General features: G+C 61.6%; 11 protein-coding genes and 1 riboswitch. Of the genes, 6 read left to right on the forward strand and 5 right to left on the reverse strand.

The window, feature by feature from the left end; translation table 11 throughout:
- The first annotated feature begins 255 nt into the window (after positions 1-255).
- On the forward strand, positions 256-873 hold the full coding sequence (gene ribA / locus FEM01_RS20880) for a GTP cyclohydrolase II (protein WP_138221357.1): 618 nt from the start codon (positions 256-258) through the stop codon (positions 871-873).
- Entirely contained in the window at positions 870-1,289 is a 420-nt protein-coding gene (locus FEM01_RS20885) for an MFS transporter (RefSeq protein ID WP_138221358.1), read from the forward strand. Before ribA ends, FEM01_RS20885 begins: the two co-directional genes overlap by 4 nt.
- Before the next feature lie 104 nt (positions 1,290-1,393).
- Here FEM01_RS20885 and dxs read toward each other — a convergent pair whose 3' ends face one another.
- The 3 genes from dxs to FEM01_RS20900 form a co-directional block, all read right to left on the reverse strand.
- Positions 1,394-3,289, reverse strand: coding sequence for a 1-deoxy-D-xylulose-5-phosphate synthase (gene dxs, locus FEM01_RS20890; RefSeq protein ID WP_138221359.1), 1,896 nt, complete (start codon positions 3,287-3,289; stop codon positions 1,394-1,396).
- Between the two features lie 131 nt (positions 3,290-3,420).
- Positions 3,421-4,308 (reverse strand): (2E,6E)-farnesyl diphosphate synthase, encoded by an 888-nt coding sequence (gene ispA / locus FEM01_RS20895; protein WP_138221360.1) that lies wholly within the window; start codon positions 4,306-4,308, stop codon positions 3,421-3,423.
- Entirely contained in the window at positions 4,305-4,547 is a 243-nt protein-coding gene (locus FEM01_RS20900; protein ID WP_011531978.1) for an exodeoxyribonuclease VII small subunit, read from the reverse strand. The genes ispA and FEM01_RS20900 overlap by 4 nt, the downstream gene beginning before the upstream one ends.
- 234 nt (positions 4,548-4,781) lie before the next feature.
- Between FEM01_RS20900 and FEM01_RS20905 the strand changes: the two genes are divergently transcribed.
- Genes FEM01_RS20905 through FEM01_RS20915 form a run of 3 tightly spaced genes read left to right on the forward strand, consistent with a single transcriptional unit; the run spans position 4,782 to position 8,503 of the window.
- Positions 4,782-6,185, forward strand: coding sequence for an MBOAT family O-acyltransferase (locus FEM01_RS20905; protein WP_138221361.1), 1,404 nt, complete (start codon positions 4,782-4,784; stop codon positions 6,183-6,185).
- The gene (locus tag FEM01_RS20910; protein WP_138221362.1) at positions 6,172-7,308 is read left to right on the forward strand and encodes an SGNH/GDSL hydrolase family protein; all 1,137 of its coding nucleotides are present in this window, start codon (positions 6,172-6,174) and stop codon (positions 7,306-7,308) included. Before FEM01_RS20905 ends, FEM01_RS20910 begins: the two co-directional genes overlap by 14 nt.
- Position 7,309: 1 nt before the next feature.
- Positions 7,310-8,503: an SGNH/GDSL hydrolase family protein gene (locus FEM01_RS20915; protein WP_138221363.1), complete on the forward strand. Its 1,194-nt coding sequence runs from the start codon at positions 7,310-7,312 to the stop codon at positions 8,501-8,503.
- 61 nt (positions 8,504-8,564) lie between these two features.
- On the opposite strand, the gene ribB is transcribed toward FEM01_RS20915, so the two are convergent.
- Positions 8,565-9,209, reverse strand: a complete 645-nt coding sequence (gene ribB / locus FEM01_RS20920) for a 3,4-dihydroxy-2-butanone-4-phosphate synthase (RefSeq protein WP_138221364.1) — start codon at positions 9,207-9,209, stop codon at positions 8,565-8,567.
- 79 nt (positions 9,210-9,288) lie between these two features.
- Positions 9,289-9,430: riboswitch (FMN riboswitch) on the reverse strand.
- A gap of 117 nt (positions 9,431-9,547) precedes the next feature.
- Between ribB and FEM01_RS20925 the strand changes: the two genes are divergently transcribed.
- Positions 9,548-10,576 carry a type II restriction endonuclease gene (locus tag FEM01_RS20925; protein WP_138221365.1) on the forward strand — a complete coding sequence of 343 codons (1,029 nt, stop codon included), beginning with the start codon at positions 9,548-9,550 and terminating at the stop codon, positions 10,574-10,576.
- On the opposite strand, the gene yhdJ is transcribed toward FEM01_RS20925, so the two are convergent.
- Positions 10,541-11,419: an adenine-specific DNA-methyltransferase gene (gene yhdJ, locus FEM01_RS20930; RefSeq protein ID WP_138221366.1), complete on the reverse strand. Its 879-nt coding sequence runs from the start codon at positions 11,417-11,419 to the stop codon at positions 10,541-10,543. The genes FEM01_RS20925 and yhdJ overlap by 36 nt on opposite strands.
- Positions 11,420-11,850 lie beyond the last annotated feature (431 nt).

The following is an 11,850-nucleotide window of genomic DNA, read 5'->3' on the forward strand; positions in this document are numbered from 1 at the left end:
CCGGTCGTACACCGCGAACACCGGCGAAGCCGGTGCCATCCACCGCATCGCCTGCTTCGCGGCTAAAGCCGCTCCCACAGGGTTCGCATCAGCTTCCCAATGATCAGCAAGAAAGTTGTTCCCGCGTGCATGATGTGCGCGGCGCCATAAGCATCGAACTTTTCGATCTTGATCCACGGTATTCAGCCTGCGCACCTGCTCCGGGCTGCTGATACAATCGGTCGATCTGAAATTTCCTACCACCAGGAGCACAACGTGCCCGTCGTCTTTGTTGCCGCCTCAAAACTCCCGACGCCCTTCGCGACTTTCACCATGCATGGTTTCCTCGACGAAGCCACCGGCCGTGAGCATGTGGTGCTCAGCCTGGGTGACATTGCCGACGGCCAGCCGGTGTTGGGGCGCCTGCACTCTGAGTGCCTGACCGGCGACGCCCTGTTCAGCCAGCGCTGTGACTGTGGCTCGCAACTGGAAGCTGCGCTGCAAGCCATCGCCCGTGAGGGCCGTGGCGTGCTGCTGTACCTGCGCCAGGAAGGCCGTGGTATTGGCCTGCTGAACAAGATCCGCGCCTACGAACTGCAAGACGGTGGCGCCGATACCGTCGAGGCCAACGAGCGCTTGGGCTTTGCTGCCGACCAGCGCGACTACGCCATGTGCTTGCCAATGCTCGAGCACCTGGGGGTCAGTTCGCTGCGTCTGATGACCAACAATCCGCGCAAGGTCAAAGCCCTGACCGACATGCATATCAAGGTCGCCGAGCGTGTGCCGCTGCACACCGGGCATAACCCGCACAACCGCCTGTACCTGGCCACCAAGGCCGACAAGCTTGGCCACATGATGGGCAACCAGCACCAGGGCGAGGTCCCCCAGGCGTGACCCGTGGCGAGGTCAAGCGCCGACTGGCCCTGGCTTGGTGGCAGTACCTGGCGGTCGGCTTGGTGCCGTTGCCAGTGATGGCTTGGGCTTTTGGTGCTGGTGACCCGCTGATGCCGGTGCTGGCGATGCCGCTGTTCATTGCTGGCACCGCCACGTTGTTTCTCAGCTTGCCGCGCTTCGGCGCCTACAAGCGGGCGCTGATCGCCACCGACAAGGCCTTGGGCAGCGCCGAAGAGCCGGCTGCCTGGATCGCGTTGGCACAGGCGCGACGCATGGCGATGCTGTTTGCTTGTTTCCCGGCTTGGGTGGCCGCGTTGTCGGTGCTAGTGGGGCTGGAGGCGATACCGCAGTGCCTGCTTGCGCTGTCGACGGTGGTGGTGCTTTACCTCTATCGCATCCCACGCCAGCTCGGCTGAGAAAATCCCCGCAAGGCCGCTCCTGCACCGACCGCGCAAGCCAACATTCACGGGCTAGCGCGGACTATGCAAGAGCGGCCTTGCCAATGCCTGTCGCGGGGGCGTTACAGGCCGAGCTTAGCCATGCGGGCGAGTACCGCAGCCTCGATGCCTGCGGCATCCAGTCCGCACTCGGCGAGCATCTGTGCAGGCTTGGCGTGCTCGACGTAGAGGTCCGGCAGGCCCAGGTGCAGCAGCGGCTTGACCACGGCTTCGCGGGCCAGGAACTCACCGACGGCAGCACCTGCGCCACCCATGATGGCGTTTTCCTCGATGGTCACCAGCAACTCATGCTGAGCAGCCATCTCCAGCACCAGCGCCTCATCCAGTGGCTTGACGAAGCGCATGTCGACCACGCTGGCATCGAGCTTTTCAGCCACCTGCAGCGCCTCGGTCAACTGCACGCCGAACACCAGCAGCGCGACGTTGCGGCCATGGCGGCGGACTACGCCCTTGCCGATTTCCAGTGGATCGAGGTCACCGCTGATCGGTACGTTAGGGCCGGTGCCACGGGGGTAGCGTACTGCCGCTGGACCTTTGTAGTGATGGCCGGTGCTGAGCATCTTGCGCAGCTCGTTCTCATCGCTTGGGGTCATCACCAGCATGCCGGGGATGCAGCGCAGGTACGACAGGTCGTAACTGCCGGCGTGGGTCGGGCCGTCTTCGCCGACCAGGCCTGCGCGATCGATGGCGAACAGCACGTCCAGATCCTGCACTGCCACATCATGAATCAGCTGGTCATAGGCGCGTTGCAGGAAGGTGGAGTAGATCGCCACCACCGGCTTGGCGCCTTCGCAGGCCATGCCAGCGGCCAGGGTTACGGCATGCTGCTCGGCGATGGCCACGTCGAAGTAACGCTCGGGGTAGCGCTCGCTGAATGCGACCAGGTCCGAGCCTTCCTTCATTGCCGGGGTGATACCCACCAGGCGGTTGTCGGCGGCGGCCATGTCGCACAGCCACTGGCCGAACACTGCCGAATACTTGGGGCCACTGGGCTTTTTCGGGGCCACTGGCTTGTCGGCCGGCTCCAGCTTGGTGATGGCGTGGTAGCCGATTGGGTCGACTTCGGCCGGGGCGAAGCCCTTGCCCTTCTTGGTGACCACGTGCAGGAACTGCGGGCCCTTGAGGTCACGCATGTTGCGCAGGGTGGCGATCAGTGTGGGCAGGTCGTGGCCGTCGATTGGGCCGATGTAGTTCCAGCCCAGCTCCTCGAACAGGGTGCCGGGGACCAGCATGCCCTTGGCGTATTCTTCGGTGCGGCGGGCGATTTCCCAGGCGCCTGGCAGGCGCGAGAGGACTTTCTTGCTGCCTTCGCGCATGCTCGCGTAAGTGCGGCTGGAGAGGATCTTGGCCAGGTAGTTGGACAGCCCGCCGACGTTGCGCGAAATCGACATGTCGTTGTCATTGAGGATGACCAGCATGTCGGCGTTGACTTCCTGCGCGTGGTTCAGCGCCTCGAAGGCCATGCCGGCGGTCAGCGCGCCGTCACCGATCACCGCGATGGATTTGCGCGGGTCGTTCTGCAGGCGGGCGGCGATGGCCATGCCTAAGGCGGCGCTGATCGAGGTGCTGGAGTGGCCGACGCCGAAGGTGTCGTACTCGCTCTCGCTGCGCCGCGGAAAGGCCGCGATGCCGTCCTTCTGGCGCAGGCTGAGCATGCGCTGGCGGCGACCGGTGAGGATCTTGTGCGGGTAGGCCTGGTGACCGACGTCCCACACCAGACGGTCATCGGGTGTGTCGAAGACGTAGTGCAGGGCGATGGTCAGCTCGATGACACCCAGGCCAGCACCAAAATGCCCACCGGTCTGACCAACGGTGTAGAGCAGCTCCTGGCGCAGCTCGTCAGCCAGGGTCTCCAGGTCGGCTTCGGCCAGCCGGCGCAAGCCGGCTGGCGTATCGGCGCGGTCCAGCAACGGCGTGACCGGGCGTTCGCGGGGGATCTCTTGAAACGTCGTGGGCATCAGGCGAGTCGTTATAGGTTTGAAGACGCGGCAGTTTACCCCATTGTGGGAAAAGCTGCCCATTCAAGCAGGGGCATACACACCCTGTTGGCGCGGGTTGTCCACGCTCGCTCAGGCCTGGGTGTCAGGGCTTAATGGCGGCGTTCGACGATAAAGCGGGCCAGCGCACGCAGCGGCTCGGCGTGCTCGTCAAACCCTTGCAACGCCGCCAGCGCCTGGTCGCGCAGCTCCAGTGCATAGGCCTTGGCCGCGTCCAACCCGAGCAATGCCGGGTAGGTGGGTTTGTCACGGGCGATGTCAGCGCCCTGGCGTTTGCCCAGGGTGGCGGTGTCGCTTTCCACGTCGAGGATGTCGTCCTGCACCTGGAAGGCCAGGCCGATGGCTTGTGCATAGGTCTGCAACGCGTCGAGCTGGGCTTGTTCGGCGTGGCCGCTGGCCAGAGCGCCCAGGCGCACGCTGGTTTCGATCAGTGCACCGGTCTTGTGCCGGTGCATGTATTCCAGCGCCTTCTGGTCGAGCTTAAGGCCCACCGAACCGAGGTCGATGGCCTGGCCGCCGACCATGCCAGCGGGGCCTGCGGCCTTGGCCAGGGCCTGGACCATGGCCAGGCGCAGGCTATCGGGCTGCGGGCTCAGGCGCGCGTCGAGTAGGGCGCTGAACGCCAGGCTTTGCAAACCGTCGCCGGCAAGGATGGCGCAGGCTTCGTCGAAGGCTTTATGGGTGGTCGGCTGGCCACGGCGCAGGTCGTCGTCGTCCATCGCTGGCAGGTCGTCATGCACCAGCGAATAGGCGTGGATCAGCTCGACCGCACAGGCTGCGCCGTTGGCCTGTTCGGCCGGCGCGCCCAGGGCTTGGCAGGCCGCGTAGGCCAGCAGCGGACGGACCCGCTTGCCGCCGTTCATCACGCTATAGCGCATGGCCGCATACAGGCGTTCGAGTTCTTTGGAGGGGGCCTGGAACAGCGTTTCCAAGGCAGCATCCACGCGTGCCTGGCAGTGGGCCTGGTACTGCGCGATCATGCCTCGGGCTCCGCGTCGAACGGCTGGGCCGCCAGTTCGCCGTCACGCTCCAACAGGATCTGCACCTTCTGCTCGGCCTGGGCCAGGGCGCCCTGGCAGTCGCGGGTCAGGGCGATGCCCTGTTCGAAGGCGGCCAGCGATTCTTCCAGCGACAGTTCGCCGTTCTCCAGGCGCTCGACCAGGGCTTGCAGGTCGGCGAGGGATTGTTCGAAATCGATGGAGGCTTTTTTGCGGGCCATGGCGACTGTCTCGGTGGTGTTCAGAACGGCGCGACACTAGCAGAGCGGGGCAGGGGGAGCAAATCAACGCAGGTTTTGTCTTATTTTGTTGCATTTATCTGAGCGGTAACGTCTTGCACATTCAGATGTGATCGGATTGTGAGGGTCTTGGCCCTCTGCCATAATCCGCGCGCTTCGGCCCGCGGCCCCTGTGCGGCGGGTCTTTCCCCTCGATGTCACGTAACGGACTACGTTGTGAGCTTCCTCTCGATCGAATTCGGCCTCTGTTTCACGCTGTTCTTCATTGTCTACTGGAGCCTGTGCTGGAGTGCCCGGCTGCAAAACGTGCTGCTGCTGACGGCCAGCTATGCGCTGGTGGCGAGTTTCAGCCTGCATTCGCTGTATATCCTGCTGGGTTACAGCGCGCTGGTGTATTTGCTTGGAGGCTTGGCCGGGCGCTATCCCGGGCGTGGGTTCTGCAATGCGCTGTTGCTTGCCTTGGTGGTGGGCTGCTTCTACCTGTTCAAGTATCAGGTGTTCTTCGTCGAAGGGGTGCAAAACGCCTTGGCGGCGGCCGGGGTGCAAGTGGCGTTGCCGCTGCTGGACGTGCTGGTGCCCATTGGCCTGTCGTTCTACGCCTTCCATTCGGTCAGCTACGTGGTGTCGATCAGTCGGCGCGAACTGCAACCGGTCGGGCCGCTGGACCTGGCCCTGTACCTGGCGTTCTTCCCCAGCCTGGTGGCGGGCCCGGTGAACCGGGCACTGCACATGCTGGCGCAGATCCGCCCCGAGGCCATGCGCCAAGTGCTCGAGCCGCAGCGTGCGCTGGGCTTGATTGCCCTGGCGGTGATCAAGCTGTTCTTCCTCAGTGCCTGGCTGGGCAGCGAGTGGGTCGACCCGGTGTTCGACACGCCCGGCAGCTATTCGCCCGAGCAGGTGCTGTTGAGTGTGTATGGCTACAGCTTCCTGATCTACTTCAACTTCAGTGGCTACACCAACCTGGTCACCGGCATTGCGCTGCTGCTGGGTTTTCGTCTGCCGGAGAACTTCAACGCGCCCTACATGGCGCACAACCTCAAGGAGTTCTGGGGGCGCTGGCACATCAGCCTGTCGCGGTTCATCCGTGACTACGTCTATATCCCCCTGGGGGGCAATCGCCAGGGGGCCTGGCGCGGCAACCTGAACATGCTGCTGGCGATGCTGGTGTCCGGGCTGTGGCACGGGGCGAGCCTGAACTTCATCATCTGGGGCGCGCTGCATGGCGTGGGCCTGGCGATTTCCAAGCTGTTCAGCCAGTGGCTGCCCGGCTTCGCCAAGTTGCCGGGGGCCGGGCTGATGGCGCGTCTGATGACCTTCCACTACGTCGCCTTCGCCTGGATCTTCTTCCGCAGTACCACGCTCGATGGCGCCCTGGAGATGCTCGGTGATATCGCTGAGCTGAGCCTGGCTGGGCTGGCCAGCAGCACCGGCCTGATGCTGCTGGGCTGCGTACTGTTCGTGGCCAGCTACCCGCAGTGGCTGGCGCTGCTGCGCCAGTGCTTTGCCGCCAGCCAACGACTGCCGTGGCTGTTGTATCCGGTTCCGCTGGGGATCGGTGTGTCGCTGGTGATCTTCGCTTCGCAATCGGGTGTGCCGGGGTTCATCTATGCAAGTTTCTGATAGCAAACAGCTGCTCCAGGTGCAGTTGGGCGCTGCCCGTGCGTTGTACGCGATTGTGTTGACCACCGCGTTGCTGTTCTGGCTGAACCAGGACTCGATCAAGCTCTACTGCCAGCAGAAGTACCACGAGGGTTGCGAGATTCCGCTGTTGGGGCAACTGCCAGCCTGGCGCTACGGCGCGCAGTTGACCTTGGCCCTGGAAGACGGCCGCGACAGTTTCATCGAGCGCTTGCAGCAGGCCCCGCAGTTGGCCCGGTCCCCGGCGCCGGTGGAGTTGCCTGCGCCTGCGCCGGTGGTGACGATCAACCTGGAGACGCCCGCGGCGTTGGCCAAACCGTTGCCGGTGGCGAGCCCACCTGTGCCTGGCGTCGAGCCAGAGCCTGTGCCGCACACATCGGTCCCGGTGATGCGGCCAGCCGTTGTTGCCCAGGCGCCGCACCCGCAGACGTTGCAGGGCGGCACGCTGGTTTCGCTGGCGTCGGGTGACGAGGTGTTCCTGGTCGGCGACTCACTGATGCAGGGCGTCGCGCCGCATCTGGCCAACAGCCTGCGCAAGCGCTACCAGATCCGTACCGTCAACCTCAGCAAACAGAGCACCGGGCTTGCGTATCCGGGGTTCTTCAACTGGCCGAAAACCGTTGCCGATACTCTCGAACATGGCCCGAACATCCGCCTGATGGTGGTGTTCCTCGGGCCGAACGATCCTTGGGACATGCCTCAGGGCAAGGGTAAGCCCTTCCTGCGCTTCAAGTCCCCGGAGTGGGAGGTGGCTTACCGTGCACGCATCGACGCGATCCTAGACCAAGCCCGGGCACATAACGTGCAAGTGCTGTGGGTGGGCCCGCCGAACATGGAGAAGGCGCGGCTGTCCACAGCCATGGGCTACCTGAGCGGCCTGTATCAGGCGCAAACCGCGCTGTACGGCCAGCACTATGTCTCGGCCAACCCGATTCTCGGTTACGCGGACGACACCTTCTCCTATACGGTGCAGACGCCGGAGGGCAAGCGGGTCAAGGTGCGTGTCGACGACGGTATTCATTTCACCATCACAGGCCAGAAGATGATCGCCGAACAGGTACTGTCGCTGATCAGCTTCCCCGGCCTGACCGTAACAGGACATTGAGATGCGCCAATGGCATCACCTGCTGGGCCTGGCCCTGCTGATCAGCGCGGTACCCGGTTGCAGCACCGGCGCGAGCAGCGTGGCCGCCCAGCCCGCAGCACGCCCGGCGCCCGCACCTGCCGCCCGCCAGGACGGCAATCTGTCGCTGCTGGCCAACAAACTGCGCAACGCCAACCGGGCACCGGTGGCGATCGTCCAACTGGGCGACTCGCACACCGCTGCCGACCTGTTCAGCGGCGAGCTGCGCCGGCTGTTGCAGGCGCGCTACGGCGACGGCGGCATTGGTCTGGTGCCCGCTTCGCCGGTGCCAGGGATCCGCAACGACCGGGTGATCATCAAGAGCGAGAAGCGCCAATGGGAGCTGATCTCGGCGCGCAACCAGCAGAGCAGCCAGTTCCCCTTGGGCGGCTACTTGTCGTTGCCGCTGGCCAATCGTTCCAGCGTGGTGCTGCAAGCGCGCGATGAAGACGCGCAGCGCTACAAGGTGTCGGCGTTGTACCAGTCCACCACCAATGCTGCGCTGCTGGTCAACGGCGGCCAGCGCCGCGCGTTGGCGATCAGCAATGGCCAATGGCGTTTCAGTCCGGTCTTCGCGAACGCTGGTCTGCCGCTGCAACTGAGCGTCGAGGGTGGGCGCGGCGTGGCCTTGGGCGGCTGGTACTTGCAGTCGCAGAAGAACGCTGGGGTGATCTACTCGACGCTGGGCATCAATGGTGCGCGCCTGGAGGTGGTGGACAAGTGGCAGCCGGGTTGGCAGGACAGCCTCAAGGCCGTTAAGCCGGACCTGGTGATTCTCGCCTATGGCACCAACGAAGCGTTCGACGACAAGCTAGACCTAGCGCTTTACCAGACCCAGTTGGACACCACGCTGACACGCTTGCGCCAGGATCTGCCGCGTACTGCGATTCTGCTGGTGGGCCCGCCAGACTCGATCAAGCAGCGCAAGGCGCGTACCTGTGCAGCGCGCCAGCCTCAGCCGCTGGCGTCGGTGATCCGCATCCAGCAGCAGATGGCACGTAAGCACCAGGCGCTGTTCTGGGATTGGCAGGCGTTCATGGGCGGGCCGTGCGCGATTGCCGGCTGGCAGGCCAGCGGCCTGGCGCGACCCGATCTGGTGCACCTGAGCGCCGAGGGCTATCGCAAGAGCGCAGCGGGGTTGTATGAATTCCTGAAAGGGCCGTTGGGCCTGCGTTGAGGCTTGCGGCCCTGTCGCGAGACAAGTCGGGAGTGCCGACTTGCCTCGCGATGCTTTCGGGTCAGGCCGGCTCGGCCACCAGCATCGCTTCGCGATAGCGCGCCAGTTCATCGATGGTCAGCACCGGCAGGTTGTACTGCCGGGCGTACACCGCCACCTCCTCGCCCCGTGCCATGCTGCCGTCGGGGTTCATCAGTTCGCACAACACCGCAGCCGGGCGCAGGCCAGCCAAGCGCGCCAGGTCCACCGAGCCTTCGGTGTGGCCGCGGCGGGTCAGCACGCCGCCGTCGCGGGCGCGCAGCGGGAACACATGCCCTGGGCTGACGATATGGCGCTGCTGCGCTGTCGAGCGCAGTGCCGCCTCGATGGTGGTGATGCGGTCCTGTGCCGAGACCCCGGTGCTGACGCCTTCGGCGGCCTCGATGGTGACGGTGAAGCCAGTGCCATGGCGGGCCTGGTTGTTCTGTACCATCGGCGCCAGTTGCAGGGCGTCGACGGTGGCTTCGTCCAGGCACAGGCAGACAATGCCGCTGCAATCTCGGATCATCATGGCCATGGTTTGCAGCGACAGGTTTTCGGCAGCAGCGACGATATCGGCCTCGTTCTCGCGGTCGTCGTCGTCGAGCAACAGCACCGGACGCCCGGCCTTGAAGGCGGCGATAGCGGCAGTAACGCGGGGGAAGTGCAAGTGATGCGTGGTGGACATGAAACGCTCCTCGTGAATGATCGATGAACGTCTCGGGGCGAACAAAACGCGCGCGCAGGGGCACCTGTAGGCCCCTGGCAAACGCCTTCTTTCATCCGGACTATGACCGTCGGCTCTGGAGTTGCACCAGATCTGCTGACCTCCGACATGGCCGGAGCGCTCGCGGGCTCATCTTTCGATTTACCGCCGGTGGGGACTTTCACCCCGCCCTGAAGACCGCGTAAGCATAACGCGCGCTACCATCCGGTTGGCAAGCCTGGGTGGGGGGGCGATGCTTGGTTGCGACTGTCCCTGGTGTACTCTTGCGGCTCTTGGATTGACTACGCGAGCAGGAGCCTATGTCGTTTGTCGAAGCGATAGCTGAAAACCATGGAGTGCCAGTCAGCAACCTTCTGGTGCAGTATTTGGTGCGTAAGACCCGGGCCGCAGATCGAGGGAGCAAAGCGAGGCGCTCGCTGGGGAACGTGTATGCGTTGTTCGTGCTGGCCGAAGACTACAGGGACGGCAAGACTTCTCGCTTTACTGATTTACTGGCGCGCATGCGAATGCTGCCGTTTGGGTCAAAACTTCAAAATCACCCCCTTGATAATCGACTGAATGATGAATTCGCTCGTCAGCTTCGCGTAGACGGTGATTTGCTACCCGTCAGGGGGGCGAAGGTGGGCGGGCAAAAGGCCAGGGCGATATCAGAGCAACTGTTGAGTCATGGCGGTGCCGATCCCAAGCGGGTTGCGAGTGTCATTATCGATGCCGTAAATGAGTACATTGACCTGATTACAGCTAATCAAAGCAGCGTGCTGGAAGAGATTCAGGGTATTGAAACGTTGGAGGATCTCTTCAGGTTCTTCACCGCAGCGTTCGCGCCTAATGCGGATGCCAGATTGTTTGAAATTGCTTCCTATGTGCTGCTGGCGGAGCACTATCGAGGACAGACGATTTTCATCGGCCCGCGGGCTGAGAGTGTTGAGCCTAAACCGCTTGTACTTTTCCGAACTGGGCGAACCAATGCCAACGACGGTGGGATCGATTTTGTCTTGCAACCGTTAGGTCGTTTTTTTCAAGTGACCGAAACGTTGGATTTCAAGAAGTACTTTCTCGATTTTGAGAAGGTCAATCGCTATCCGATGTCATTCGTGATCAAGGTGCCTGCGGACAAAGAGACTGTGAAGAGCCGCATTCACCGCGATGCGTTGCACTCTGGGCAATACAATGTAGATACGGTCTTGATGTATATGGATCTTTTTGAAGAGATTTTCACGCTGCGGGATCTGCAAGCGGTGGCGGCCGGACTATCAGTCGCCACACTTGAACGGATCAAGCACGAACTCGCGTTACAATTCCAATTGGAATATGGGCTGTTGGGCTGATTCCTTGGTTCTCTGCTTTTTGGACAGGTTCTGAGTTTTACGAGCCTTGTGCTTGAGCAGTTCCTCGTCCGAATAGTCTGAAGGGATGCCAATGCGACGAAGTCCGATTTTTATGTAAGTTTCATTTTTTTCAATCGAAATAGAGCGGCGGCCAAGGCGCTTGGCCACCGCCCCTGTCGAAAATGAACCACCGAACGGGTCGAGCACCACTTCGCCTGGATTCGATGATGCGCGAATCACGCGCTCCAGCAGGGACTCAGGCTTTTGAGAGGGATGGTTCTCATATTCATCCATCTTGAAGCGAACGCGGGGGAATTCCCACACATTACCCGGTACTTTCGTTGTGTTGTACGGCTGTGGCGGATTCTTTCGGTAGTCCATCAGGCCGCGCTTTGCCCCAGTCTTCGCCTCAACCAGAATGTCATTGGCATTGAAGGTGTAGGATTTTGGGTTTTTCACCAAATGCAGGATTGGCTCGTATAGCGAACCGAAAAATTTCTTGGCTTGCACCCCTGAGCTGTCGTAAGCCCAGATGATCCGCGACAGAATTTCAAACTGTTTTCGGCAGTAAATGTCCAGGTGAGGCATATTTTGCGTGGAGTTCATCAAGTAGAACGTCCCGTTTGGCTTCAATATGCGGCTGCACTCGTCAATCCATTGCCAGCACCAAGAGAAATACTCTGACTCATCAATGCGGTCATGGATGCCGTCGAAATCTTTTCCAATATTATATGGGGGGTCGGCGAATATCAGGTCAATGCTGGCAGTTTCGATGGACTTGAGAACCTCGACAGCTTCTCCGTGGTATATGGTGTGGCCATCATGAGAGTATTGCTTGGTCATGACTGATAAGGTCCATTCAGGTGGGGGTAGCCCATTTCAATTGCCGCGCATGCGCAGTGCATGGTATCAATTTTCGCGCTTCGGGTAAATGCTGCTTGTCGGCTTTCGTGTTTTAGTCTATTTGTTTGGTTTTTTTGATTTTAAGTCGGTGGGTTATAGCTTTGCGAGCTGGTGTTTTTGTTCTTCGTTTAATCATTGCTCTTTAATTGTTTTGGAGTGTGAGGCACGCTTATGGGATTAATTAAATAATTGCTTTCAGGGGCGTTTATTTTGCTTTGATTTTTTGAGTCAAAAGCGGATAGGTTTGTAGTTCCTGATTATTGTTCCGCTTTGGCTCCAGCGCCTTAATTTTTTGGCGTAGTAGCGCTATGTTCAGGCGGGGGCTGATTCTGCCTACGGCCAGCGCTGAGTCGCCCCAGCCTGTTAACCGT

Source organism: Pseudomonas mosselii (assembly GCF_005796105.1).
Taxonomy (GTDB): domain Bacteria; phylum Pseudomonadota; class Gammaproteobacteria; order Pseudomonadales; family Pseudomonadaceae; genus Aquipseudomonas; species Aquipseudomonas mosselii_C.

What these genes read in the sequence shown, in the direction of transcription:
- FEM01_RS20910 (WP_138221362.1), top strand. Translation starts at nt 6,172, where the DNA reads ATGCAAGTTTCTGATAGCAAACAGCTGCTCCAGGTGCAGTTGGGCGCT.
- ribB (WP_138221364.1), bottom strand. Translation starts at nt 9,209, where the DNA reads ATGTCCACCACGCATCACTTGCACTTCCCCCGCGTTACTGCCGCTATC.
- FEM01_RS20915 (WP_138221363.1), top strand. Translation starts at nt 7,310, where the DNA reads ATGCGCCAATGGCATCACCTGCTGGGCCTGGCCCTGCTGATCAGCGCG.
- FEM01_RS20925 (WP_138221365.1), top strand. Translation starts at nt 9,548, where the DNA reads ATGTCGTTTGTCGAAGCGATAGCTGAAAACCATGGAGTGCCAGTCAGC.
- FEM01_RS20900 (WP_011531978.1), bottom strand. Translation starts at nt 4,547, where the DNA reads ATGGCCCGCAAAAAAGCCTCCATCGATTTCGAACAATCCCTCGCCGAC.
- yhdJ (WP_138221366.1), bottom strand. Translation starts at nt 11,419, where the DNA reads ATGACCAAGCAATACTCTCATGATGGCCACACCATATACCACGGAGAA.
- dxs (WP_138221359.1), bottom strand. Translation starts at nt 3,289, where the DNA reads ATGCCCACGACGTTTCAAGAGATCCCCCGCGAACGCCCGGTCACGCCG.
- ispA (WP_138221360.1), bottom strand. Translation starts at nt 4,308, where the DNA reads ATGATCGCGCAGTACCAGGCCCACTGCCAGGCACGCGTGGATGCTGCC.